The organism is Desulfofalx alkaliphila DSM 12257 (assembly GCF_000711975.1).
In the GTDB taxonomy this organism is placed as follows: domain Bacteria; phylum Bacillota; class Desulfotomaculia; order Desulfotomaculales; family Desulfohalotomaculaceae; genus Desulfofalx; species Desulfofalx alkaliphila.
Genome location: NZ_JONT01000025.1, coordinates 1 through 24,260 on the forward strand (window position 1 = coordinate 1; position 24,260 = coordinate 24,260).

Below are 24,260 nucleotides of genomic sequence, written 5' to 3' on the forward strand. Positions count from 1 at the left end.
ATCCTTTGATCTTCTACTAGCCAAGCCTCTATCCACTCTTCATAGCCGTCCATAACCCGTTGTTTACGCCTGCGTTTTCCTCTTGTTTGTAAATTTATCTCACCATCAGCATACTTTTTTGCTGTCTTCCAACAACATTTTACCCTAGTTGCTATTTCACTAATTGATGCACCTTCATTTTCCCGCAAATGTTTGATATACTCTATCTGAGTCACTGTTAGCACTCCTTTAATCCGCCTCCTTACTTTGTCGCTTAGAGGCTTATTTTAGGGATGCTATGCGGTGACTCCTTCTTTTTTGCTACTATGGAATTTTACGCTGCCATTCTCGGTACTTTTATATTACCAAAAACAGATAAAGGAAGCAGCTAAGATTGAAGTAAGTAAAATATTAGGTCATAACCGTGGAGAAGTAGTGGATTGGTATATAGATTATAGTCGCGATCCTGGCATATACTGTTGACAACGCGGTATGCTAAAAAATCCTTATGTCATCCTCCTAAAAATATTACTCTTCACGGGATTCAGTAGGTGTTAGTATCTTTGTTTTAGCATTGACTTTTTCTATTTCTAGTAATATCTAAAATGTACGTTGCATACACTATGTACATAATAGTATACTGGAGGTGGGAGGGTGATGCTAATGCAGGATATATTAAATGCTACTGATGTTCGTAAAGAATGGGGACGTTTTATTGATACCGTTGTAAGAGAAAAGCCAAAAGTAGTTAAACGCAACAGGGATTATTTTATCGCTCTGTCCATAAATCATATTCAGACAATCCTTAAAGGTTATAGAATTGAAGCCCAATACCTTGAAGAAAATGATGGTTCAATTACAGCAACATTAATTAATTTTGACATAGTTGTAAATGCACCAAACCAAGAATTAGCTTGCAAGGCCTTAGCAGAAGAATTAAAAGAATATGCCCAGGAATACTTTAATGATTTTAACCTTTATTACCATTCCCCAAATCGTCAACCGCATTTTCCTTATGTAATGGCTATCTTAGTACAGGATGATCTTGAAGGGGTAATTAATCTGATTGCCTAGCTGGAAAGACCTTAAAAGATTCTGTGAAAGTGACGACTGGGAATTGTACAAAAGCACTGATCATTATTTTTATCGTAAGGTTATGCCAGATGGAACCATCAAGAGGACAAAGGTATCTAGGGGTACTGGTGAGATAAAAAGGAATCTCTGGGAAATAATTTTAAAAAAGCAACTACAGGTAAGTAAAGAATATTTTAACAGTAAGATTTAAGCCTAGTACAATTTATAAATAACTAATTAGCACAATAATTATTAGAAAACTCTTAAACTTTTGCTACAGTTTAAGGTTTAACATTTGTTATTATCTGTTATTTAATTTGGTTGTCTGATAAAAAGGTTCCGGATTGATAGGAACCAGGATTAAAAAGCAAGAAGCAAAATTAATTCAGCTATGCTAGATGAGTAAAGCCACATAGAAGATCTACACCAAATTAATGTTTAAATAATTGCTCACAGCCAAAGAACCCCTGTTGTTTAAGAAATTCAGCAGGGGTTGGTATTTTTATTTTAGCATTGCACTTTTATATTTCCAGCAATATCCAAAATGTTAATTGCAACACTATTTACATAATAGTATACTGGAGGTGGGAGCGGTGATGCCAATGCAGGATATAATTAAGAACAGGACACGTTTTACTGCCGACATTGATTAATTTTTGGCTGTAAATTTAACAATATTTTTTAGCGAGGTGTTTTTTCAAATGGCTAGTAAGAAAGATTTATATGCACTTATTGATAAACTGCCTGACAAGGAATTTTTAGCAGCAAAACGATATTTAGAGTTTTTACTTGAGAATGCTATTAAAAACAATGACGCTTGGGAAGAACTATTAAATAACCCAAATGAAACCAGTGAACCATTAACAGCTCAAGACAAGGCAGCTATCAGGGAAGCGGAAGAAGATATTAAAGCTGGTCGTGTGAAGCCGTGGGAAGTTGTTAAAAAAGGGTTGGACAGAGGCGTATGAGGCTAGAGTTTACCCGTCGGGCAGAAAAGGATTTACTAAAACTTGACCCTGACACCCAGCGTCGCATAAGGTCGGCTCTTGATAGAATGTTAATTAACCCTCAAGCTGTAGATTTAAAAAAGCTTAAAGGAGAGGTGGATCTGTGGCGTTTGCGCTCAGGTGACTACCGAGTTATTATGCGAATTAATGAAGGCGGAATGACAATTTATGCCCTGCGAGTACTCCATCGGCGGGAAGCTTATCGGTAAAAGGTGGGTGAAAATAAGAGCCTAATGTTTGGCTTTCTCGATTAATTTGCCGTAAATGCCTCTCAGAATATCGGAGGGTAAGTTCACTCATTATGTGAAACCACATCGGTATTAAATTCTGCTCTGTTTTTAAGCAACTGTTCCATTAGTTGAACTACGATATTTAATTCTTGATGAGTTAGCTTTTTGCCTAAAGAGCAGATCCTATTGTATTCTGCCGATTCTTCTTGTTCAAAATCTAGTTCAGCAGGTATTAGAGACTCAATATCGTTAATAAATTTTTCAAGAGTAACACCAAGAGCATTACAGATGTTATACAACATTTTAACAGTAACGCTTTTTCTTGCTCTTTCAAGATCTCCAATATATGATTGGGAAGTTCCAGCGATATTAGCCAAACGGGTCATAGACAGCCCTTGGGATAGCCTTAATTCCTTTATTTTTTGACCTATAACCACACCGATATCATTTAGCTCCTTATTACTCACTAATTACCAACTCCTTCTTAATTAAACGTCTGTATCGTATATAGTCACTGGTAACCATAAAGTAATCTGCCAATTCATCATCCGATAAGAGTTTACATATTTTTGTAAACTCATCATGTGGAACCAGAAAATTAGTGGCCCAAACTATTGCTCTATATTCATCTAATAGTTTTTGTATTTTGTTCTGTGAATTACCGTTCTCAGTCAATAAAGTAGACGCCGCGTTAGTAATATGATGGCCAAGTTCTTCTGCCAAGACGCATCGGTGCATTATGGGGTCATTTAATAGTTTAGGATTTAACAATATGTAGGCATCACCAGTTTGTTTTTTTTACATATAGACCGCTCTGGTTTGCGTTTCTAAAGGGGTAATAATATATAGGGATGCCATAATTGGCTGCAATCATCTGTAATTTTTTCAAACTGGTGTCTTGTAGCATAATTTATAGATAAAGTTAGCGTTATTAAATTATTGTTCACTTAAGTGAACGGGCATTGGAAGTTGGGCCAGACCGCTTCATTGAGCCAATACATGCACAATGAAGCCTGATAAGATATTTAAGCCCAGATGTTTGGCTAAATCCAGGCCTTTTTCTTTAAAACTTTTTGCAGATTGCTTAGTATCGTTCAATTTCTTAGCTTGAACGTTATTTAACATTTCAGCAGCAACCTTACGGAGCTCTTTGTCGTCACACTCAACTAAAAACTTCTCAAGGTCTTTGGTAAGACCTGTCCAATCTATTGCATTGGATGAAACATTAATTACTGATCCTCCAATCTGACCAGTATTGACAACTCCGTTATTATTAACGATGTAATTATTTTTCATTAGAGATATCCCCGCCAACAGAACCGGTATTCACAACACCGCTTTCATTTTTGATGGTCTGATTACTAAAGTCAATATGATAATTATTTACTTGTTTTCCCTCTAAACCATATTCATTAATTGTATGAGTAACATGCGAAGCAGCTTTATTCAAAAAATCCATATTATCGGCAGTTAAAATAAAGCGGCCACCGGAATTCATTTCTATGTGTAAAGCATATTTGTTCTCTTTATTAAACTTATATACTTCATAAATAAAATATCCGCCAATACCCATACAACCTAGCCCTACGACCATCAAAAATGGAATAGAAGAAGCAAAAAATAATAGACCGGCTAACACTAGGATGAAATAAAATATGGAATATGGTTTACCAATCACTTTACCAACCCATATTCTTGATATGTTTGATATTTGTACTAGGGATTCCTTAGTTCTAAATACATTGCGTTGTATATCTAAGACTGCATTATCAAGAACTTTATTTTGCTCGGAGAAATTATCATTAAACATAATATATACACCTACCCTCATGCTATTTAGATTATAAAATACTTGCTATTAAGTATCTAGATAAATATTTATCACCCCCATGCCTGTAAATGACATAATGAAAGTTAACCACTTCAATATGAAATGACAGCGAAAAAGTTTACCACCTTAAAATAAATTCCTGTAAGATTATATTAACTAATTTTCTTACAAGGAGATGAAAGGTGTGATTATTGAAGTGGATCTATACTCAAAGATTCGTACCCTCTATACCGAAGGAGAATCCATGCGGTCGATTGCAACAAGACTAGGCATATCGCGCCAGACCGTAAAAAAATACTGCGAAGGCAATACACACCCTGATGTTAGGAAAGTATATACCCGGCAGCCCGATGTTATCACAGAAGATGTTAAATCCTTTATACTTAGCTGCTTTCATCAGGACGAAGCAGAAAATCTCACCAAGCAAAAACATACAGCTAAACGGATTTATGATAGGCTTGTTAGTGAAAAAGCCTTTAGTGGTTCATATTCTGCTGTTCGTGTAGCTGTAAGAAATCTTAAGGCAGAGCATATGGTACCCAAATATGCTGATATTCCTTTAGATTATGATCCAGGCGATGCTATCCAGATTGATTGGGGTGAAGCTACTGTATATATCAATAACCAAAAGACCAAAATCAATTTTTTCTGTGGTAGATTATGTAGCTCATGCGATATCTTTGTCCAAGCATACTACTCCCAGAATCTTGAGAGCTTTCTTGAGGCGCAACAGACTATGTTTGACTACTTTAGAGGCATTCCGAAGCGTCTAATCTTTGATAATGCCAAAGTTGCTGTACGGGAAGGTTTCGGGCGTCACGCGAAGGCCACTGATGGATACAAATCATTTGCAGCTCATTATGCCTTTAAAACAGACTTCTGCAATATTGCCAGTGGGAATGAAAAAGGCTTAGTTGAAAACCTCGTTGGTTATGCCAGAAGAAATTTCATGGTGCCGGTGCCTCGTGTATCCAGTCTTTATGAGCTTAATCAAAGTCTCCTAAAAGATTGTCTAAACTATCGGAACACGCATAAGATTGAATCTCGCTCTCAAAGTGTAAAAGAAGCCTATGAACAGGAACTATACTTCCTAAGGCCGATTCCGGTATTTCGCTTTGACACCAGTCGGACCATAACTCCTATAGTTGGGGATTATTCAACCGTGCGTTTTGAAAAAAATAATTATTCGGTACCTGTCAGATATTTAAGAAAGAGTGTAATAGTCAAGGGTTATGCCAATGAGGTCTGCATCTACTACAACGGGGAAATTATTGCCTCTTTTGATCGGCTTTATGGCTCAGGGAAGACAACTTATCGTCTTGAACACTACATAGATTTGCTTGAGAGAAAACCACGCTCCGTATTTCAGGCAAAGCCCGTTAGGACTAATGTTACAAAAGAGCTGCTTGATTGGGGGCGTCTACTTCCAGGGGGTAATGCAGAGATGGTCAAGCTCCTTCGTCTTTGTGTAGATTACGGTGAAGATAGAATTTTATCCATACGGGATCAACTTCCTAGAAACATAGTTCCTTCAGTAGATATGATAAGGAGCTATCTCCATGAGATACCCGAACCAAATGTATTGTACCTTAAGAATGATATACCTGTCACTGCTACAGACTTAAGAAAATATGATGAGAAATGCGGGGTGTCAAAATGACAGATACCCTGAAGGCGCAAACCATTGAACTATATTCAAAACAGCTAAGGACCCCAATGTTTAACAAATATTTGGATGTAATCAGGCAACTTGATAAAAATCAAGGCTACGAGGACTTTCTGATTGCACTTATGAGAGTGGAGCTGGATTCTAGGCAGGAAAGTACACGCAGAAGAAAGATTAAGTCTGCCGGATTTCCTTACCTAAAGACCATCGATGAACTAGACTTGTCAAGGTTCGAACATATGGATAACTCCTTTGTACATGAGCTTGCTTCATGCAATTTCATCAGCAAAAGACAGAATATCGTTATGATAGGTAACCCCGGTACAGGCAAAACCCATCTTTCCATAGCCCTCGGCATAAAGGCCTGCATGCAGGGCATGAATGTTAAATTTTATACTGCTGCTAATCTGTCGAATCAACTAATTGAGGCCCAGGATAACCATAGATTAATTCGTCTTGAAAAGCAGATTGCAAAGGCAGATCTTTTAATCATAGATGAACTTAGCTACTTAACTTTCAACCGGCATCAGTCTGAATTATTGTTTAAAGTCGTTGCTGACCGTGCTGAAAGAAGAAGCGTCATTGTATCGACTAACCTAAGATTTTCAGAGTGGACATCCATGTTTGAGAATCATACAATGGTTACAGCACTAATTGATAGACTTACTTTCAGATCCCATGTATTAAACATGAACTCTGATAATCCCTACAGGGCGGAACATGCCGCTAAGGTATCCGATTGAAATCAATAATATTTTAGCTGGGGAATGCTATATTCCACTAGTGTTCCCCTTTCTTAGAAACAAAGTGGTAAACCTTTTCAGTGTCAACTGGTAAACTTTTTGGGTGTCAAAGATGGTAAACTAATTGAATGTCAAAACCTCTGAACTGGTAAACAAATTCACCGCCAAAGTGGTAAAGAAATTCAATGTCAGGCGGTAAACTTTTTCATTGACATTCACACATGCCCCATGAGAATAAGAAATAAACTGTAAATACTGGCAATAACTAACATTGTCCTAAAAACTAGAAAAACCATCTTAATAGATGGCTACAATATATTTAAAGTTTTAGTTACTTACTAATTGTTTTGATGAGGTGTTCCCGTGAGTTTATTGCAATATAATGTCGAAATACCTGAATACACCAAAACCACCCGTTGTTACTGGGTGGTTTTACTTTTTTCTCTTTTTATTCTGCTCTTGATCTTCTGCAAATTTTATTGCGTTTTCGATGTCTTCCAGATCTTCAGGGGTGGGGTCTTGAGTAAAGCGATCTCCTTGGTAACTAGCAGCTATAACCATGTCAGATCTATCACCGGCAGCAGCCTCTTCATCCGGTAGTACCCTGTCTCTTAGAAATTCGAGTATTGCTATCCTATCTTCCATGGAAAGTGGATGGCCGCCAACTGATAGCGGGGTGTCTTTTCTATCAAGTAAGTCTAAGATTTCAATGAAAGACTTATTAGAGCAGTTGCTTTTGGGCTTGTTGTCATTTAACTGATTAAACAATTTATAATCTTCAGCTACATTACTAGCAATAGATAAAATATTTTTTATGGTGTTTTGTTGAGAAGGTCGCAAACCCTCGGTCTTATTTATCAATGAATGCAAGTCACTCGACAAGGAATTGGGTTGATAGTCTATATTAAAAAACTCAGGAATCGTTATTCCTAAACCTTTACAAATCCGTTCTATAACATCAAATGTTGGCTGGCGGTGCCCGTTTTCAATGTTGCTTAAATGAGATTGAGCAACCTCTGAACGCTTTGCCAACTTATTTTTACTTAAACCTTGTTGTTCTCTTAATTGACAAATTCTTTTACCTATATCCATAAAGCTCAATCCTTTGACCTATTATTTATCTTTATAAAGATTATAACATGAAAATTATAACAAAAATTATCCTTATAGGGTTGACTTGCCTATCTCCATAGGTATAATATTATATAAAGTTATTCAATATGGAGGGTTTAGTATGGGTCTAGCATCAAACTTAAAGAGGTTTCGCAAACAGCGAAACTTATCTCAGAATAAATTAGCTCAAAAAGCTAAAATACCACAATCAGCTGTTCATTATATTGAAAAGGGTGAACGTAACCCGGGTTTACAAACAGTACAAAAAATTGCCATTGCCCTTAATGTAACTATTTCAGAATTGCTCAAAGAAAAAGAGCAGGAGGAAGAACAGAATGACTCACTCCAGGCTATTTAGACTATGCTTTTATTTATAAAAATTGCCTATCTAAAAAGTTTATCATACTGGTGCTGAAAATCCTGTTATAACCTGTCGTACACTTATGAAATTTGACTGGTGAGGTATAAAAATAATCCTTGAAAAAACTGGCTAATTGGGAGGAAGAAAATGAGAATCTCTAAAGAGGCGTTAAAAACATCCCTACCTGATGAGCCTGGTTGGTAACCAGGCGAAACCGGCCAGTGCCGGTCGCGGGAAGCTATCTAAGCCTATAAGTTATAAATAGATCTGTATATGAACAGAGCAAGGTGAATATATGGGTAGAAAAATTACTTATAAAGGTATTGTTATATGCAAAAAAATATCGACAGATATTGTGTTTTGTTCATTATTGATAACAGGTTATGTTGTAGTTTCTAGCTATATTAACCTACTTATTCATGCATCTGAGGGGATAGTTGAAATATATAAAAATTTAATTTCTCAAATTAAGTGATATCAAAACCAGAAGAATAATCTCCTCAATGAAAACTATTAAAAGAACAATAACATAAAACTTTTTACTAGTTCTATTCTTGTATTTTAATAACAGAGAAGTTCTCCTAGCTAAATATCTAGTTGCTAACTTATATAAGTAAACTGATACCACAATTGATGGCACAACTAAGAACCACAGGATGTGGTTAGCGATTAAATTAAGCGACCATAGCAAAGCTGTAGTAAACCCTTCGCTCATAGGAATATTAAAATACAATATGACTTTAGCGGTAATATATGGGGCGAAAATAAATGCAGAAAAAACAAAGACTATTAGTAATATATTTTTCAATGATAACCATTTATTTATTATTATAGCGACTGGGTGTTGGGCGTATTTTTTGATTGTATGTTCAACCTGTTCTAAAAGGGTATTAAAACCAGGGAAAATTATCGGCAATATTTTAAAAACAACTATAATCCAAATTACCCTAACAATAAAAGATGCAATGCTATTATTGTGTGCTGCTGTTATGTAACTATATAAATACCAAAAGAATAAGTTGATAATTATTAATAATAAATAGTTGAAAACAAATTTTTTCATAATTCAACTCCATAATAATCAGTGGAGTGCATTATTTAGGGCAGACCACATCGTGTATTAATCAGACATCATGTAATTAGTCCCAAGAATCAAGCACAGCATTAAGTACCTTTAATTTGTCTAACGGGAGTTGCTTTACTTTATCGCACACCTGCTTAACTTCAGGTGGCAGTGGTTCCGGTTCCTGGTTGTTGGCGAAGAAGTCAGAGAGGGTGATGCCTAGGGCGGAAACAATCCTCTCAAGAACATCGAATGTTGGCATCTGTTGACCAGACTCAATGCGGCTTAATGTACTTTGAGCAATATCAGCACGCTTGGCAAGCATGTTCATGCTTATATTCTGTTGAGTACGTACGGTCTTAATTTTTAGGCCGAGATCCATTTTAAAATCATCCCTTATATAAAAATATGCTTATTTGCATTATACAGTATATTTTTTTACAATTACTATGCAAAAACGCATTGACAAACAATGCGTAAATGCATAGAATAGTTATAGGGAAAATCATAGGTGGTGATGCGAATGAGGTTAGGTGAAAAAATCCAAAAATTGCGTGAATCTAAAAACTGGTCTCAGCAACATCTTGAAGAGGTTTCCAAGGTTACGCAGTCTTCAATATCACGTATTGAAAAAGGCATTTTAAACAATCCAGGAATTGAGACTTTACGTAAAATCGCAACCGCCTTGGGTGTAACCATATCAGAGTTACTAGAAGAAGAACCGCCCAATAAGGCGGGCTAACCCATTTCCTTATAACACACACCGGGCTGGTTAGTGTTTTTATTTGTGAAAGATGCCTATCTAAAAAGCTTATCACACTGACTTTGAAAACTGTGTTATAACCTGTCGATATTCATTACATGCCGCTTAAATACTAAGTTAATTAATTAGTTAAAAGATTGAGAAGTGAACGATGTAGAGATAGGTAAGAGACTAGGGTTGTCAACGCTGAAAAAAATGCAATATAAGTAGGACGATAGAACTAGAGAAAATACCACAAATTACCTCGTTGTAAAAATTTAGAAGTATGTTAATGAGGGATGGAGGGGTGGAGGAATATATTCCGATGAAGCCCGCTTTATGACAGATGTTTTTAGCAAAAAACAGTAAAAATATATTTATTAAGGTTCGGCGAAGTGTGCGGAACGGAAGGATGTGGGGAAAGGTGTGCAATGTAGGGTGTAATCAAAAAACGGACATTTTGGATAAATATATAAATGCTTACTATTATTGTCGCATGAAACCGGTTGATATTGCGAGGTTGATAGGCGTTTCGTCAAGTGCTGTAGAAAAAGGCTTAAAACGATACGATCATGAAAGCTATAAAATAGAAAAAGTCCTTCGTAAACGCGATAATTTAGAAAAACGAAGAACACAAATAAGGGAAAACGTGCGTAATTTTAGAAAACAGCGTACTCCATACTATCTAGTTGCCAGAAGAGCCCTATCAGACCCCGAGATTTTAACATTACTACGTCGTGCATACTTTGACGGAATAGAAAAGTATTACTCTTTACAAACATTAGCTGTTACTTTATTGAGGAGTATCACTAAAAGTAATAAGATAACAACCACTAAAGCCATACAAATACTTGCATTAATAAATACCGCAAAGGAAGTTGATGAGTTAGCGGAAAAACATATGTGTTTTAGATATATACCCGAAGCAAAACAGATAATACATCCAGTGCCAATGATTGCCCAAGTTGATGTCGAGAAACTAACACCTTTAAAGGCTAAAAGAATTGCTAATTATGAACATAGGATAGCACGAGCAAGCTTAGCTGGAGTACCCGGCTATACAATTTTAGACTTAAGAAAGGCATTAGATAATAATGATTTTGCGTTGGCTTACATAAAAGCGAGACAAGCTATAAATCAGGCAGGTTATGTAAGTTTAGAAACCACCACTGAGAGTATAGCAAATAATACTAGCAAAATAATTAATCCGTCAGAGCTGCAATTATTAAAAGAGGATTTTACAGAACAAACGCTCTCAATGTCAAAAGCACCTGACAAACCAACACTATCAGAATTAAATAGTACAGAAGTGCGTAAAAAAGTTAAGAGTTGGATAGCCCAGGCTAATGCAATAGAAAAACAATCAACTAGCTGGGGTAATAGATCAAGAAACGGCAAGAAAGGAAAAGGCGGTGGCGTAATAAATATAGAAGATAGACAAAAGTTAAGTGCGGTAAACGGCTACTAGATAGGGGGGTTAATATACAAATTGAAGATGGAGGTGAAATTAGGATCTATCAGGATGTTTAATGTAGAAAAATGTGGTAAAATAATAACCGGGAATACATAACTAACTAACGGGCCTCACCTGCCGGGGATGGAAACATCCATGAAAGGGGGTGAGGCGGGATGATTACCATAAGTAACGCAATACAGATTGTAATAGCTATCATCCTACTTATCACCCTAGTAGTGTTAATCACCGACCGTCGTAAGTAGTTAAAAACCCTTAAACTGCTTCCAACAGTTTAAGGGTTTAAGATGAAAACCTCGGTATGTGAGGCACCCAAGCCGTTTTGTTAGTTATTAGTATTCCCACTTATATTATCATCAATAACTTCCATTTTGTCAACGGTAGATATATATAAGGAGTGTGATAATTAATGAAAAGATTATTAGCTTTTACTGTTAATAGCTTTACTACAATTTTTTTATTTTTAAGGACGCCTACCGGATTGGGAGGTCGGTGGGCTGCGGAAAACACCTCCCTTAAAAGCCCCGCATAGGTCAAATGCGGGGCTTTTTAAAATGAAATATAACAATTAAGATCGTCGATAATTATCGGCGATTTTCTTTTTTTAGAGAACCAACAACAAATTTAGCAAATGTACAAACTGTGGGTACATATATTATAACGGGGAGGGATTTATCTATGAAAAGCAAACCTCAACAAGAAACAAAGAAGCCTTTGGTAAGTCTGACCGTTCAGTATTCTAAAGAAGGAAATGGCCTTAACGATGCCTATAAACTTCTATCCAAAAAGGTGCTGGAACGGAGGTTGTCTTTTTGCAAGCGGCAATCTATATCCGGGTAAGTACAGATGACCAGGCAAAACATGGCTACAGTTTAGCTGACCAACGCGAGGCTTGCTGTAGCCGTGCTCGTTTTTTAGGTGCTAAAGAAATACTAACTTTTTCTGATGAAGGTATCTCTGGGACCATTTTAGAACGGCCAGGCCTTACAAAAATGAGGGAAGCGGCTAGGGATGGACGATTTCAAGTGCTTATAGTCCGTGACCCGGATCGTCTATCTCGTAAATTAGCACACCAATTACTTATCACAGAAGAATTAGAAAAAACAGGTGTGAAACTAGAGTTTTTAGACTTCGAGTGGAAAGATACCCCGGAAGGACGTCTGTTTTACTCTATTCGTGGAGCAATTGCTGAGTTTGAACGGGAAAAAATTAAGGACAGAATGGGCAGAGGCAAGGACCAAAAGGCTAAGCAAGGTGGTATACCGGTAAATTTTGACGTCTTTGGCTATAACTATAGTCCTGAGACGGGAAAAGTTACGCATAAAGAACAGGAAAGAAAAACTGTTTGTGATATGTTCAATTGGTTCATTAGTGAAGATATTGGTGCAAATGGTATTGCGAAACGCCTAAATGAACGCGGAATACCTACACGGCGGGGGGTTGCAAAGTGGCATCGGCAGGTAGTAAAACAAATTCTATCGAATACGGTATATATTGGCCAGTGGAAATACAAAGATATCATCATAGAGGTGCCTAATATTATCACTGAGGATGTATATAGAAAGGCACAGGAAAAGCTCAAAGAAGCCCGCAGGTTATATGCCGGCAAAAAAAAGCATGGTTATCTATTATCGGGTTTACTAACCTGTGCTGATTGTGGTAACACCATGACCGGGGTTTACGCAAGTTGGTGGGGGAAAAGAGAAAGAAGATATACCTGCAATAAGAGCTGCCAAGGTTATAAAAATGAGGGATGTCGCCCAATTAAAATGATACTGGCTGAGGTTCTGGAAAATACCGTTTGGAACCAGGTACAAGTGTGGCTAAAAGACCCCGAACGCTTAGCACAGGAAGCAGTAGGCCATTTAGCTGGACAAGAGAACCTTAATGAACAGATTAATGCTATCAATAAACATCTTGAAGATGTAAATAAAGGACAAAAATCGGTTATTAATTTAGTAGCTAATGGGTTAATTGAAGTAGATGATATTAAAGAAAAATTGGCAGAGCTGAAACGTCGTCAAGAGAAGTTGGAAAATCGAAAAGAAGAGCTTGTACTTTTACAAAAACAACAGCAAGACTCATTTGAGAGGGTTGCGGAACTTAAGGAAATTTCACGAGCAGTTCTAGACAAACTAGATGAACTAGATTTTTCTGAAAAAATCTCATTAGTAAGGGCTTTGATTAAACAGGTAGTTGTTTCTGGCCGAGGAGTTCCCGGAAGAAATGGACTAAAATTTATTAAAGTGACAGTGCTAGCTAAAATTCCCGAACAAGCCGAAGGCACTTTAGAAAGAAAAGGATGAAGATTAGCTAGTTATATATAGGAAGGAAATACCGCTTTACTCTTGTCAGCGGCATTTCATTTTCAATACAGCGTGCGGCGTAAGTGGCTAAGCGGGTGCCTTTGTGGCGGTTAAAGGTTTTAATGGCCTTTATTAACCCTATGGTACCAATTGATATCAGATCATCCATATCGTTGTCGCCGTCAAATTTTTTTGCGATATGCGCCACCAGCCGGAGATTGTGCTCAATTAATATATCTTGCGCTTTTTCATCGCCTTTTTCTAAGAGAAGGAGATACTTGGCTTCCTCCGATTCAGAAAGGGGTTGGGGAAAGGTGTTGCTGGCAATGAAAGATATCAGCAATAACAGGCCGTTTAAGACGGAGAGTACAGTGATGGTCCAAAGACCTGGCAGCATTAACAACCCTCCAATAACTATATTGATAACAATACAGTGTATGGGATAGGTTGTTTAAGTGTGATGGGTTAAGTAAGGTATTAAGTACCAATCATCCGGAATTGTAACATAAACTCATGGCTTAATTTACTTGAATACCAATCCTTTGTATAGAAAAAGGCATATCTAATTAACCAAGCAAACCTTGGGAGCAGGGGTTTAAAAATTCCGTTACTGTGCCTTGTTATAGTAATAAGGAAAAATTACAAAAAAGAAGGAAAAGTATCTATATGGGTTGAATTTTACAATATCAATTTTCGACATAAGTTTTCCAAATAGTCAAACTATAAAAATATTCAATCTTAGAGGTGCTTTCCTTGAAAATCTTACTTAGCCTTTACCTATTTATTGCGGTTGTATTAACCCAGTTTTCGGCCGCATATCTTTATTCAAAGGGTAGAACTAACCACCGGAAGGTATTCTCTGCCTTAACTTTATGTGTTAGCGTTTATTTATTTGGCTATTTAATGATTATCAACAGCAGTAATCTGCAAGAAATGATCTTTTGGAATCAGATTCAATATCTGGGCTTGCCCTTTATTTCTGCGCTTTGGCTGATGGTGGCCCTCTTATATAATAAATATATCCTGAAAAAGCGGATGTTGATCTTACTATTTTTCGTACCTGTAATTACTTTTATTATGCGGCTAACCAATTCTTGGCATCATTTCTTTTATAAATCTTGGGAGATAAGAGAGCTTTTTGGGTATTATTCCCTCTACATGGAAAGAGGTTTTTGGTACTATGTTAACATTTCATATACAGTATTGTGTTTGTTTTTTGCTATTTACATTTTATACTTTGGATACCAAAAGAATCAGACCAGCTACGCCAGAACCCATTTTTTTATTTTCTTTCTAGCTTCCCTACTTCCCATCATGGGGATCATGCTGATTCTTTTTGCTTTCGATAAGTGGAACATTGATTATACTGCTTTGATAATGCCCATTTCTTTGCTCATTATAAGTTATGGCATTTTAAAATACGATTTTATGGAAATAAGAACGTTAGTCAGAGAAACAATTTTTGAAAACCATATTGCCGCTATGCTGATCTTAGAAGATCTAAAGATAGTAGACTACAACAAGGCGGCGAAGAAGTTTTTTGGTGCGCTCAACATTTCTTTAAATAATTATTCTTTAGAGCATATTTTTAACCGACAACCGGAGCTGTTGGAAATTTTAAAAAGTGATACTACCAGGGATTTTTCTTTGCTTATCGATGGAAAAGAACGATTTTTTGAGATTGACGTGGTGCAGTTGGGTAATCCTCATGTTAGAAGCAAGAGGATGCTTAAATCTATCCGTGATATTACGGAAAAGAAAAAGATTCAGGAAAAATTAAAGATTTTAGCTACTACAGACTCTTTAAGCGGTCTCTATAACCGGACAGAATTTATGAGGTTGGCTCAAAGGGAGTTTGTTTGGGCCAAAAGACATAATGAGGAATTATCTTTATTAATGATGGATCTGGATTGTTTTAAAGCTATCAACGATACCTTTGGACATGCGGCAGGAGATGAAGTGATTCGTAAAATGGGAAAGATAATAATGACTGGTTTTCGCAAAACAGATATTGCCGGGCGTTTAGGGGGGGAAGAATTTGCCGTAATTTTAAAAAATACATCTTTTCAGGAAGCAAAAAAGGTGGCTGAGCAGTTTCGGAAGACTGTGGCTAATACAAAAGTGATTTACGGGAAGCAGGAAATTAGTTTTACTGTAAGCATCGGAGTAGCGGCAATATCTGGCGGCATTAGCAATAAAAAAAATATTGAAGATGTTTTAAAAGAGGCAGATGATGCCCTGTACAAGGGAAAAGCAAAAGGACGTAATTGTGTTGCCACTATGGAGTAAAACCCACCTTGCAAAAACAAGGTGGGTTTCTAAAAATAGCATCTTATTTTGTACTTACTGTAGTGTTATACGGTAGGTTATGTTTTTATAGCTATCACTTCCTGTGGGCACACCGCTAAAAACAATTTCTTTTTCATTTACCCATAGTAAATTTAAAATAAACTGCATATCAGAAGCTAACTGTACCTTATCACCGGTTTCGGGGTTAACTGCCCAAAGACTACCGCTGTCGCTATATAAAAGGTGTCCGCTGTCCGGCGACCAGGCCAAAAGCACACCGTACCCCGCATTTACTTCCACCAGATTGGCACCAATATTAAGCTCACTGTCTATGGCATCAACTTTAATAATACTTTTTCCGTCATCAGTTTGACCCGATATATAGGCTATGCGCTGTTTGTTGGGTGATATTGCAAAATTATTAATGGCTTCTACCACTTCTTTTTCTTTACCGGAATTAAGGTTTAGGGCAATAACTGTTCCCATGGGATGGTTCTTATCATTATTACTGAGATACATTAAAGTATCCTTGTTATAAAATAATGGCCTTGTCTTTAAATTACGGTCACCCTTGGCAGTGATGTTAGAAAATTTGTTGTTTTGGGGGTTATATAAAAAAATTTCACCGCTTTGCCCATCGTAATAGGGTACTGCCAATTCACCTTCCGATGACCAGCAAAGGTAGGCCGTTGCCAGAGGAAAACTTGCTGATTGAAGTTGTTTTTTTTCACCCATCACCTCATTAGCCATTACATAGGGTGTAAACATTTCTTCGGTGTTTTCCGTAAAAGCAATGGTTTTGCCGTCAGGGGAATAGCGGGCAAAACCCTGATGTTTGCCCATTTCTGCATTGCTTAGTTTGACCACTGTTTTGTCTGCCAGATTCATGGTGTAAAGATGATGGGACGGAGCCATTTCACCGGGGGAGTCACTTTCAGGCACATCTTCATCCCAGGAAAAAAGAAGTGTTTTGCCGTCGGAAGAAATATCCCATGCTCTACCCTTATGTAGTTCTTCGATACTTTCCACAGCCATTACCTGTTCTTGGGGTTTGGGAAGTATCTTTACTTCATCTTCCCGGTTGGGCTTTTCACCGCAACCCACCATACCCAGCACCATGGCACCGACCAACAATAAACCAATTATTTTTTTCATTAAATAATACCTCCTTGCAGTGACTTTTTATCTTATATAAACAAATTATATCTTGCAACTGTTTCAAAGCCACTACAACAATGTTTCAATGTTGTAACAGTTTTACAGTGGTCACCGTTCCACCGCCCTGACGGTTGCTTATCTCAATATGACCCTTGTGCTTATCAATTATTTCTTTAGCAATGGCCAGCCCCAAGCCGGTTCCGCCCACCACCCGGGCATTGGCGGCCCGATAAAAACGATCAAATACCTTTTTTAAATCCTCCGGCGGAATCCCAGGCCCCCGGTCACTGACGGTAAAGTAAATATATTTATCTTTGCAGTAAAGGTTGACCTCCACCTGGCTTTGGGCGGCAGAAAACTTAATAGCGTTGTCCAAAAGATTAACAACAACTTGGGTTAGCTTTTCGCTGTTGCCTAAAATGCACACATCCGGCTGTAGGTTGGTATTTAAGGTAACGCTATGCTTGTTTGCCCGCATTTGCATTTTGCCCACTGTTTCTTCTATCAGTTCAGTTAAATTTAATTGGGAAAAAACTAACTCTTCCCGCTCGGCATCGATGCGTGACAGCAGCAGTAATTGGTCTACCAGCCTCGCCAACCGGGCAGATTCATTGTTTAAATGATAGACTGCCTTTTCTAAATCTGGCCGACCCTTTACTTCGTCAGTCAAGTATTCTGCATAGCCTTTAATGGCAGTGAGGGGGGTGCGCAGCTCATGGGATACATTGGATACAAACTGCCGCTGCCGTTGAATATAGTCTTGTAGTTCTTTGCCCATTTCATTGAAGCTGCGGCTTAACCGGCCCAATTCATCGCTGCGGCTGCTTTTGACAGGATAAAAATCACGGTGGGCAAAACGCTCAGTGGCTGCCACCAGCTGCTTAATGGGTTTGACCATCACCCTAGCGATATAAATACTAAGTAAAGTAATCAGTATACCAAAAACCACAGCCCCGGTCAGCAATATACCGGTGGTGGCGCTTAACACTTGGTTTAAAAAATTTAAAGGATAAACGAATTCCAGCACTCCGATGGTTTTTCCTTGTAACTCAATGGGGGCTGCAAAGTAAACTTGGTTGTTGCGGATAAGATAGGCGTAATCTCCCGCCAATGCATGGTTTAATGACCGGGGCATTTGCTCGGTAACGGCGGCTGTTTGCTCTACACCGTCCACCGATGCACTTAACAAATTAAGGTTGGCATCATATATTCGTACGCTTCTGTTGCCGGCACTTAAATTATTAGTGATGCGGGAAGCTGTTTCTTCTAACCCCCGGCTTGCTGCGCCCTCTAACAGTAAAACTTGAGTGACATAAACACCAGCGGTACGGCTCTGCTCCATTAAATCCTGCTCCACTGCGGCCATTCCGTAATGTTCAATACCCCTTAACACTGCCATGCCCACCAGCGACATGACCAACAAGGTGGCGGCCAGGTAATAGACAATCAACCGGGTACTAAAATTCATATTATGCCTCCCCAAACCGATAGCCAAAACCATATACAGTTATAATGTGCCTGGGCTTAGAGCTATCAACTTCAATTTTTTTGCGCAGCCGGGTGATGTGAATATCCACTGAACGGCTGTCACCGGTATAATCATAACCCCAGGCCTTAGACATCAACTCATCCCGACTAAAAACCCGCAGGGGGTTGCTGGCCAAAACCGCTAGCAGTTGAAATTCCCGGGGAGTTAAGGCCACCGGTTTATTGTCTTTGGTCACCGTCTTATTGGTCAAGTTTATTTCTAAATTATGGTGGGTGATAATGTTGTTGCCGGCTGGCATAGCTTTATCGCCCAAGCGGCGCAGCAGGGCCTTTACCCGGGCCAGCAGTTCCCGGCTGTCAAAGGGCTTAGTGATATAGTCGTCTGCCCCCAGTTCCAAGCCTAACACCTTATCCACCACGTCATTTTTTGCGGTGAGCATTATGATGGGGGTGCGGTAGCGGGAGCTAATTTCCTTACACACATCATGGCCACTGATGTCCGGCAACATTAAATCCAGCACCACCAAATGGGGCTTAAAGCGGGCTGCCAACGCCAGACCACTGCCACCGTCGGCGGCGGTGGCAACCCGGTAACCTTCTCTGACCAGCACCATTTCCACCAAATCGCGAATGGCAGGTTCATCATCTATAACTAGAATTTTTTGCATATTACTGTCTCCTTCTAGGTTTATGACAATATTCGACCATTTTTACATTATATCACCGGTTTATGCAGGTTGCACATAAGATACAAGCATGGCATTATAGTTATATACAACAGACACTGCTATAACAAATAAAAAAACATATGATAAAAAAGTAGTACCGTTAAATTTATGTGAAGCCCGAGCAGAGGCAATACAATAAAGGTAACTTTACTGTATTGCTTTTTTTACGTCCAAAAAGCAACATAATGGGAGGTGCTTCAAATTGAAAAAACAGGCAATTATATCCCCAGGTAGGCCAATCCAAATATCAAGGGACGGGGGAACCACATGGTTTACCACAGCCATTAAAGATGTATGCGAGGATATTATCAGCATAATGTTACCTTATCAAAAAACACCATATATTAAAATACCGCTGGTGCTAAGTAAAGGGGATAAGCTGATAGTAAGGTTAACAATAGAAAACTTTTGTTTTATCTTCGAAACTAGGGTGGCAGATTGCAAAGATAAATACTACCATCTGACTTACCCTAAAAAGCTAGAACGTGTTAAAAGAAGAAAAAACATACGCTTACCAATCAGGCTGTATGTTAGATATTCCTGCTATGGCAGCAACTTAATACACTTTAGAAATGCCACTACCATAGATTTAAGCTGTGGTGGCATGAAACTGCTTGTTGTTGAAGGGATTAAACCAAACACGCAGATATTGGTCGCTTTTAAATTGCCTACCAAAGAGAATCCAAATACTATAGCAATCAAAGGACGGGTGACACATTGTAAGAAGGTAGATTATTATGACGATTTTTATCATGTGGGAATTAAATTTGAAGACATCACAGAGCAACTGGAATCGCAAATAGCCAGATACATTTTTAATAAAATGATTGAAATGCGAAAGGCAAAAGTCTACTAAAAATATACATAATTAGCGGGAAAGTTGTATGTTTAGCAGTGTAACCCACCGTGCAGGTAAATAACCTGCACGGCTTTATTTTTACTTAAGTCTGCCCCTCATCGGCAATTAATAATAAAGCAGTGTTGTGGTATGGCACAACTGTGGTATAATAATTAACCAAATATTAAATATTATAAAGGCCAAACTATTATAGTTAAGTAAAGCCCATTTAGAGGTAATACAGGCACAAGTTTTTCTGTATTGCCCTTTTTATTTTTAATATCAATAAAATAGGAGGTGCATTGTCTATAGAACAAAAGATAATTACTGTCGGTATGCCAATAGATATATCAAGGGATGGGGGAGCCACCTGGTGTATCTCAACCGTCAAAGATATCCGAGAGGGGATCATGAGCATAACGCTACCTTATCAGCAGTCACCATATATTAAGATGCCTTTGGCACTAAGTAAAGGAGATCGGGTACAAGTAAGGGTAAAAATAGATAATTATTGTTTTCAATTGGATACTTGGGTAACAGATTGCAAAGATAAATACTATCACCTGCCTTACTTCCGAAAAATGAGACGCGTTGACAAAAGAAAACAAGCACGTCTACCAATCGCGCTGGATGTTAAATATTCCTACTACGGTTGTAACTTAATACAATTTAAAGATGCCACTACGGTGGATTTAAGCGGTGGTGGCATGAAAATGCTGGTTATGGAAGAAATAAAGGCAAACACGCCGCTGTTAGTTGTTTTCACACTACCTACCAATCAGATTCCAAAGGCAATACTTATAAAAGCCCGGGCAACCCACTGTAAGAAGATAGATTTTTATGACAATATTTATCACGTGGGAATCAAGTTTGAAAACATTACAAACCAAATAAAATCGCAATTATTAAGATACATTTATAAAAAAATAGTTGAAAAAAAGGCAAAAGTCTATTAATAAAAGGTTATGTCGATATTTGCTGGAAAAATATGTACATAATTAGCAGGAAATCTACATGTTTGATAGAAATATAGTACATACTAAAAATTCATTTTATTTTACGGGAACGATGAAGTACAGTTTGTATTTGGGCACTTGAGCTGTATTGAGTTAGTAGTGCAACCCACCGTGCAGGCCATTTACCTGTGCGGTTTTTAAATTAGCGCCAGGAAGGACGTTGTATCTATATGGACAAACAATTATTTAATGGGTTAAATGATTATCAATCTGAGCAGCAGAGGTGTGTATGTAACAAATTACTGTGCGTAATTAAGGGCAACAACATAGAAATTAAATGTAACAAATGTGAGAGAATTATGGTGATTAAAACCAAGGGTATTGAACAAATTGAAGTCAAATAGCCATAAGCAATTAATAATATCGAAAGTAAAGCCCAACGAGTATTAAAAACGGTGATAAAATCCCCATAAGGGGGAATTTAAAACCGGTGTTGACATAGAAAATACCAGCATAATTTGATGGTGATTAAGTATCTGTAACAATAAGTATATGAGACAGATAACCCAGCAATGTATTTAGTGAAGAGCATTTACCTTTACCGTTACCGAAGGAAGTAACGGTGAAAATGGAGACAACAACAATGGTGGCGAGGGCAGCGATAGCGATCAAAGTGAAGGATAAGATAAGTATATCTAATCCTGTTTTTCGTCTAACCTATCAACAACCATAGCGAACAACCGACAACAAGCCCCGTGGGAGAGCAAGCAATTTAAGCTCTTTCACGGGGCTTTTTCTTTTGGGTATAATACCGGCGGCAGGGGTGGTATGGGGAAGAGGAGTTTTTATGTGTATTTGGTATAAAAAAACCAATTGTATTGTGAATCCTAAGCAAGTTAGGGGGGCATAAATTGAAAATAAGCCGGCTTGATTATGTAAATATCAGAGAAATATGGTAACATGAAGCGGCAGACTTTACCACCTGGTTGGCAAATAATATTGATTACATAAATGAAAAACTGGGATTTACTTTGAATGTTTTAGAGACAGAAAAGCAAATAGGATCTTCAATGTGGATATCTATTGTGAAGATGAGCAGGGAAAACTATAGGATTTTCGAAGTAAAGGACAAGGACGCTGACGGCTTTTTAGTATCCTTTTTTAAGTGTCTGGGACACACCTTAGGAGCAATCAAGCTCTTAAGGGCTGGGGTTAGCTGTTGTTGTATATGTTGTTTAATTTACTAATGGTTATTATAATAGTATGTGTAGTATATAAAACAATTAAGGGGTAATAGTCATGAAAGCAAATAATATAACCTGCGTCCAAATAGTACGCTTCTTTTTTAATTTTTTTGAGAAAAGGGAATGGTCCCCTGGTGAGCAAGCGCCTTTAGATAATATTGTAAAGGCCGATAAAGTAATGCCTGAGGCAGTAAGGGAACTAAACAGCTTTTTAACAGAACGTTTGGATAGAATTGCTACCATGATGGAACTGCTTTTAGATGCCCACAGTAACTGGGCCATTACAGGTAAAAAAGATAAAATAATCATGGAAACCAATTCCTTTGATTTTAACGATGCACTGAAGTTATTAAAGGAAAATGGCTTTAACGATGATGAGTTCATATTAAAAGTAGAATACGAACGAAAGTGGGGAATGTTATAAAAAAAGGGTACCTGAGTTTTTCTTCAGGTACCCTTTAAAAATTACTTGGCAGCAACAGCAATCCAATAGCTACCCAGTAGTACTACCGACATAATGTAGCCTAGGGGTACGTTTATTAGTACACCGGTTGTAAAGGCTGCAAAAGGTCTCCATCCCACTGAAGTTAATTCTTTAAAACGAGTAGTTAATCCAATGGCTAGGAAACAGAATATAAAGGCCCAAGTTCTAAGGGTTTTAATGGGTGCAATAATATCTGTGTTTACAGCAGCAGTAGTTGCAGCATCTGCACCGGCAAGTACCATGGTAACAAGGGCTGATGCTAAAAAGAAACCAAAAACAAATTTAGGGAATCTATGCCATATTTCGCTTGCATCAGGCTTGGTTCCATCTTCCCTTTTTTCCCACTTGGTAATGGAAATTAGGGCCAGTAGGAAACACCAAATGCCCACAAACATATCACGACCTACTACTTTCATTAAAGTAAAGGTGGTAATAGCTCCGTCGCCAATGGCAGCTGCAGCAGCAATCCCTGCTGCATCAGCAAATTCCGATGTGCCAATCCAAGCACCGGCAGGACCTTCCGGAATGCCAAATAACTTAATTAATATGGGCAAGGCATAAATCATTACCACAGCCCAAACTACCACTAAGGAAATAGATACTGATACGTGTTTTTGATCTGCTTTTACAGAACCACTGATGGCAATGGATGCCGTTACACCGCAAATAGAACCACCGGCAGCCAAAGTAGAAGCAAATCGCCTATCTAACTTAAATAATTTTGTGCCAGACCAATAGATAGCCAGGAAAGTTGCTACAGCAATCACTGTAGCTTGTCCAAAGGCTATGGGACCGCTTTGCATAATTAAAGTAAAGGGTAATGTTGCACCTAATAACACAATACCTACTTTTACATAGAATTCTGTTCTTAGGGCAGATTCAAACCATTTGGGAATATTCATAGTATTACTGATGATCATACCAACGCCGAGGGCAACCAGAGGAGCTTCCAGGTTATATTTAATAGCCCACTCCCATGCACCGAAAATTGATACAACAATACTCATCAGAAAAATAACCATAAATCCGGGAACAAACTCACTTAATTTATGCCCCATAATTTTTACTGCAAGAGAGAAAAGCCCCATAAATAGCAAAAACAAAAGCACTATAGAGCCAAACCCTTCCTGCAAAGCGGCAGTCACAGTACTGAATTCTGACCAGTTTGGTATCTTTACAGCCACCGGTTTAATGGAACTTCCCATTTTAAACAGCAAAATTGACACTAATACCAAGCCTGTGAACTTGCAAATTAAACCAGCACCTCATTTTCACAATATATCAGCACATTTTCCGGTCCAATGTGCAACAATTGCAAATTAAATTAGATTTTGTTCCAAGGATTTTTCACATTTGCACGATGTTTTAGCAGCTGAAACAATTAGGAAAAAGAGCCAAAATAAATAGAAAAACCGGTTGGCAATCACCAACCAGTAGTTAGATACCGGCCTCTTCAGCCGCCAAATGAACCACACTGTCATCAATA

Annotated in this window: 26 protein-coding genes, 2 pseudogenes and 1 riboswitch; of the genes and pseudogenes, 16 read left to right on the top strand and 12 right to left on the bottom strand. The window is 38.0% G+C overall.

Annotated elements, in window-relative coordinates; translation table 11 throughout:
* A pseudogene (locus tag BR02_RS14445) lies at positions 1-215 on the bottom strand (IS21 family transposase); the annotation flags it as partial.
* Between the two features lie 427 nt (positions 216-642).
* On the opposite strand from BR02_RS14445, the gene BR02_RS0110980 reads away from it, so the two are divergent.
* From BR02_RS0110980 to BR02_RS0110995, 3 genes are all read left to right on the top strand, one after another.
* Complete coding sequence (locus BR02_RS0110980) at positions 643-1,053, top strand: hypothetical protein (protein ID WP_031517054.1); 411 nt, start codon at positions 643-645, stop codon at positions 1,051-1,053.
* A 656-nt stretch (positions 1,054-1,709) separates the two neighbouring features.
* On the top strand, positions 1,710-2,021 hold the full coding sequence (locus tag BR02_RS0110990) for a hypothetical protein (RefSeq protein WP_207641021.1): 312 nt from the start codon (positions 1,710-1,712) through the stop codon (positions 2,019-2,021).
* Positions 2,018-2,269, top strand: a complete 252-nt coding sequence (locus tag BR02_RS0110995) for a type II toxin-antitoxin system RelE family toxin (protein WP_031517060.1) — start codon at positions 2,018-2,020, stop codon at positions 2,267-2,269. The genes BR02_RS0110990 and BR02_RS0110995 overlap by 4 nt, the downstream gene beginning before the upstream one ends.
* An 83-nt stretch (positions 2,270-2,352) precedes the next feature.
* Here BR02_RS0110995 and BR02_RS0111000 read toward each other — a convergent pair whose 3' ends face one another.
* The 4 genes from BR02_RS0111000 to BR02_RS15910 all read right to left on the bottom strand — a co-directional run bounded on the left by BR02_RS0111000 (position 2,353) and on the right by BR02_RS15910 (position 4,100).
* Positions 2,353-2,757: a helix-turn-helix domain-containing protein gene (locus BR02_RS0111000; protein WP_031517062.1), complete on the bottom strand. Its 405-nt coding sequence runs from the start codon at positions 2,755-2,757 to the stop codon at positions 2,353-2,355.
* Positions 2,750-3,061: an ImmA/IrrE family metallo-endopeptidase gene (locus tag BR02_RS0111005; protein WP_031517065.1), complete on the bottom strand. Its 312-nt coding sequence runs from the start codon at positions 3,059-3,061 to the stop codon at positions 2,750-2,752. The genes BR02_RS0111000 and BR02_RS0111005 overlap by 8 nt, the downstream gene beginning before the upstream one ends.
* Positions 3,062-3,274: 213 nt before the next feature.
* Positions 3,275-3,586 carry a hypothetical protein gene (locus BR02_RS0111010; protein WP_031517067.1) on the bottom strand — a complete coding sequence of 104 codons (312 nt, stop codon included), beginning with the start codon at positions 3,584-3,586 and terminating at the stop codon, positions 3,275-3,277.
* The gene (locus BR02_RS15910; protein ID WP_031517069.1) at positions 3,576-4,100 is read right to left on the bottom strand and encodes a DUF6232 family protein; all 525 of its coding nucleotides are present in this window, start codon (positions 4,098-4,100) and stop codon (positions 3,576-3,578) included. The genes BR02_RS0111010 and BR02_RS15910 overlap by 11 nt, the downstream gene beginning before the upstream one ends.
* A gap of 205 nt (positions 4,101-4,305) precedes the next feature.
* Here BR02_RS15910 and istA point away from each other — a divergent pair, with 205 nt between their 5' ends.
* The gene (gene istA, locus BR02_RS0111020; protein ID WP_031517071.1) at positions 4,306-5,781 is read left to right on the top strand and encodes an IS21 family transposase; all 1,476 of its coding nucleotides are present in this window, start codon (positions 4,306-4,308) and stop codon (positions 5,779-5,781) included.
* On the top strand, positions 5,778-6,530 hold the full coding sequence (gene istB / locus BR02_RS0111025; protein WP_031517073.1) for an IS21-like element helper ATPase IstB: 753 nt from the start codon (positions 5,778-5,780) through the stop codon (positions 6,528-6,530). Before istA ends, istB begins: the two co-directional genes overlap by 4 nt.
* Before the next feature lie 432 nt (positions 6,531-6,962).
* On the opposite strand, the gene BR02_RS15150 is transcribed toward istB, so the two are convergent.
* On the bottom strand, positions 6,963-7,622 hold the full coding sequence (locus BR02_RS15150; RefSeq protein ID WP_031517075.1) for a helix-turn-helix domain-containing protein: 660 nt from the start codon (positions 7,620-7,622) through the stop codon (positions 6,963-6,965).
* A gap of 142 nt (positions 7,623-7,764) precedes the next feature.
* On the opposite strand from BR02_RS15150, the gene BR02_RS0111035 reads away from it, so the two are divergent.
* Positions 7,765-8,001 (top strand): helix-turn-helix domain-containing protein, encoded by a 237-nt coding sequence (locus BR02_RS0111035; RefSeq protein ID WP_034639294.1) that lies wholly within the window; start codon positions 7,765-7,767, stop codon positions 7,999-8,001.
* Between the two features lie 659 nt (positions 8,002-8,660).
* Entirely contained in the window at positions 8,661-8,999 is a 339-nt protein-coding gene (locus tag BR02_RS15765; RefSeq protein ID WP_207641022.1) for a hypothetical protein, read from the top strand.
* Positions 9,000-9,143: 144 nt separating this feature from the next.
* On the opposite strand, the gene BR02_RS0111050 is transcribed toward BR02_RS15765, so the two are convergent.
* Complete coding sequence (locus BR02_RS0111050) at positions 9,144-9,449, bottom strand: helix-turn-helix domain-containing protein (RefSeq protein WP_031517083.1); 306 nt, start codon at positions 9,447-9,449, stop codon at positions 9,144-9,146.
* Positions 9,450-9,590: 141 nt separating this feature from the next.
* Between BR02_RS0111050 and BR02_RS0111055 the strand changes: the two genes are divergently transcribed.
* The 4 genes from BR02_RS0111055 to BR02_RS0111080 all read left to right on the top strand — a co-directional run bounded on the left by BR02_RS0111055 (position 9,591) and on the right by BR02_RS0111080 (position 13,589).
* Positions 9,591-9,809 carry a helix-turn-helix domain-containing protein gene (locus BR02_RS0111055; protein ID WP_034639297.1) on the top strand — a complete coding sequence of 73 codons (219 nt, stop codon included), beginning with the start codon at positions 9,591-9,593 and terminating at the stop codon, positions 9,807-9,809.
* A 496-nt stretch (positions 9,810-10,305) separates the two neighbouring features.
* The gene (locus BR02_RS0111060) at positions 10,306-11,277 is read left to right on the top strand and encodes a hypothetical protein (RefSeq protein WP_207641023.1); all 972 of its coding nucleotides are present in this window, start codon (positions 10,306-10,308) and stop codon (positions 11,275-11,277) included.
* A gap of 684 nt (positions 11,278-11,961) precedes the next feature.
* Positions 11,962-12,123: a hypothetical protein gene (locus tag BR02_RS15485; RefSeq protein WP_157834967.1), complete on the top strand. Its 162-nt coding sequence runs from the start codon at positions 11,962-11,964 to the stop codon at positions 12,121-12,123.
* Positions 12,096-13,589, top strand: coding sequence for a recombinase family protein (locus BR02_RS0111080; protein WP_031517089.1), 1,494 nt, complete (start codon positions 12,096-12,098; stop codon positions 13,587-13,589). Before BR02_RS15485 ends, BR02_RS0111080 begins: the two co-directional genes overlap by 28 nt.
* Before the next feature lie 7 nt (positions 13,590-13,596).
* On the opposite strand, the gene BR02_RS0111085 is transcribed toward BR02_RS0111080, so the two are convergent.
* Complete coding sequence (locus BR02_RS0111085; RefSeq protein ID WP_031517091.1) at positions 13,597-13,986, bottom strand: sigma factor; 390 nt, start codon at positions 13,984-13,986, stop codon at positions 13,597-13,599.
* 356 nt (positions 13,987-14,342) lie between these two features.
* Between BR02_RS0111085 and BR02_RS0111090 the strand changes: the two genes are divergently transcribed.
* Entirely contained in the window at positions 14,343-15,878 is a 1,536-nt protein-coding gene (locus BR02_RS0111090; protein ID WP_031517094.1) for a histidine kinase N-terminal 7TM domain-containing diguanylate cyclase, read from the top strand.
* Between the two features lie 54 nt (positions 15,879-15,932).
* Here BR02_RS0111090 and BR02_RS0111095 read toward each other — a convergent pair whose 3' ends face one another.
* From BR02_RS0111095 to BR02_RS0111105, 3 genes are all read right to left on the bottom strand, one after another.
* Positions 15,933-17,033 (bottom strand): TolB-like translocation protein, encoded by a 1,101-nt coding sequence (locus BR02_RS0111095; RefSeq protein WP_031517096.1) that lies wholly within the window; start codon positions 17,031-17,033, stop codon positions 15,933-15,935.
* 85 nt (positions 17,034-17,118) lie between these two features.
* Positions 17,119-18,504, bottom strand: coding sequence for a sensor histidine kinase (locus tag BR02_RS0111100; RefSeq protein WP_031517098.1), 1,386 nt, complete (start codon positions 18,502-18,504; stop codon positions 17,119-17,121).
* Between the two features lies 1 nt (position 18,505).
* On the bottom strand, positions 18,506-19,192 hold the full coding sequence (locus BR02_RS0111105; protein ID WP_031517100.1) for a response regulator transcription factor: 687 nt from the start codon (positions 19,190-19,192) through the stop codon (positions 18,506-18,508).
* 262 nt (positions 19,193-19,454) lie between these two features.
* Between BR02_RS0111105 and BR02_RS0111110 the strand changes: the two genes are divergently transcribed.
* The 4 genes from BR02_RS0111110 to BR02_RS0111125 all read left to right on the top strand — a co-directional run bounded on the left by BR02_RS0111110 (position 19,455) and on the right by BR02_RS0111125 (position 22,714).
* Positions 19,455-20,108 (top strand): flagellar brake protein, encoded by a 654-nt coding sequence (locus BR02_RS0111110; protein WP_031517102.1) that lies wholly within the window; start codon positions 19,455-19,457, stop codon positions 20,106-20,108.
* 284 nt (positions 20,109-20,392) lie between these two features.
* On the top strand, positions 20,393-21,046 hold the full coding sequence (locus BR02_RS0111115) for a flagellar brake protein (RefSeq protein ID WP_031517104.1): 654 nt from the start codon (positions 20,393-20,395) through the stop codon (positions 21,044-21,046).
* 96 nt (positions 21,047-21,142) lie between these two features.
* Positions 21,143-21,226: riboswitch (cyclic di-GMP riboswitch) on the top strand.
* A gap of 50 nt (positions 21,227-21,276) precedes the next feature.
* On the top strand, positions 21,277-21,450 hold the full coding sequence (locus tag BR02_RS15490; RefSeq protein ID WP_157834968.1) for a hypothetical protein: 174 nt from the start codon (positions 21,277-21,279) through the stop codon (positions 21,448-21,450).
* 895 nt (positions 21,451-22,345) lie between these two features.
* Complete coding sequence (locus tag BR02_RS0111125; protein ID WP_031517106.1) at positions 22,346-22,714, top strand: hypothetical protein; 369 nt, start codon at positions 22,346-22,348, stop codon at positions 22,712-22,714.
* 41 nt (positions 22,715-22,755) lie between these two features.
* Here the strand turns inward: BR02_RS0111125 and BR02_RS0111130 are convergent.
* A pseudogene (locus tag BR02_RS0111130) lies at positions 22,756-24,012 on the bottom strand (YeiH family protein); the annotation flags it as partial.
* Positions 24,013-24,260: the final 248 nt, after the last annotated feature.

Bases quoted from the DNA above. Each gene is read 5' to 3' on its own strand.
- BR02_RS15490 (WP_157834968.1), top strand. From the start codon at position 21,277: ATGGACAAACAATTATTTAATGGGTTAAATGATTATCAATCTGAGCAG.
- BR02_RS0111085 (WP_031517091.1), bottom strand. From the start codon at position 13,986: ATGCTGCCAGGTCTTTGGACCATCACTGTACTCTCCGTCTTAAACGGC.
- BR02_RS0111100 (WP_031517098.1), bottom strand. From the start codon at position 18,504: ATGAATTTTAGTACCCGGTTGATTGTCTATTACCTGGCCGCCACCTTG.
- BR02_RS15910 (WP_031517069.1), bottom strand. From the start codon at position 4,100: ATGTTTAATGATAATTTCTCCGAGCAAAATAAAGTTCTTGATAATGCA.
- BR02_RS0111095 (WP_031517096.1), bottom strand. From the start codon at position 17,033: ATGAAAAAAATAATTGGTTTATTGTTGGTCGGTGCCATGGTGCTGGGT.
- BR02_RS0111010 (WP_031517067.1), bottom strand. From the start codon at position 3,586: ATGAAAAATAATTACATCGTTAATAATAACGGAGTTGTCAATACTGGT.
- BR02_RS15150 (WP_031517075.1), bottom strand. From the start codon at position 7,622: ATGGATATAGGTAAAAGAATTTGTCAATTAAGAGAACAACAAGGTTTA.
- BR02_RS0111060 (WP_207641023.1), top strand. From the start codon at position 10,306: ATGAAACCGGTTGATATTGCGAGGTTGATAGGCGTTTCGTCAAGTGCT.
- BR02_RS0110995 (WP_031517060.1), top strand. From the start codon at position 2,018: ATGAGGCTAGAGTTTACCCGTCGGGCAGAAAAGGATTTACTAAAACTT.
- BR02_RS15765 (WP_207641022.1), top strand. From the start codon at position 8,661: ATGTGGTTAGCGATTAAATTAAGCGACCATAGCAAAGCTGTAGTAAAC.
- BR02_RS0111050 (WP_031517083.1), bottom strand. From the start codon at position 9,449: ATGGATCTCGGCCTAAAAATTAAGACCGTACGTACTCAACAGAATATA.
- BR02_RS0110980 (WP_031517054.1), top strand. From the start codon at position 643: ATGCAGGATATATTAAATGCTACTGATGTTCGTAAAGAATGGGGACGT.
- BR02_RS15485 (WP_157834967.1), top strand. From the start codon at position 11,962: ATGAAAAGCAAACCTCAACAAGAAACAAAGAAGCCTTTGGTAAGTCTG.
- BR02_RS0111125 (WP_031517106.1), top strand. From the start codon at position 22,346: ATGAAAGCAAATAATATAACCTGCGTCCAAATAGTACGCTTCTTTTTT.
- BR02_RS0111035 (WP_034639294.1), top strand. From the start codon at position 7,765: ATGGGTCTAGCATCAAACTTAAAGAGGTTTCGCAAACAGCGAAACTTA.
- BR02_RS0111105 (WP_031517100.1), bottom strand. From the start codon at position 19,192: ATGCAAAAAATTCTAGTTATAGATGATGAACCTGCCATTCGCGATTTG.
- istB (WP_031517073.1), top strand. From the start codon at position 5,778: ATGACAGATACCCTGAAGGCGCAAACCATTGAACTATATTCAAAACAG.
- BR02_RS0111055 (WP_034639297.1), top strand. From the start codon at position 9,591: ATGAGGTTAGGTGAAAAAATCCAAAAATTGCGTGAATCTAAAAACTGG.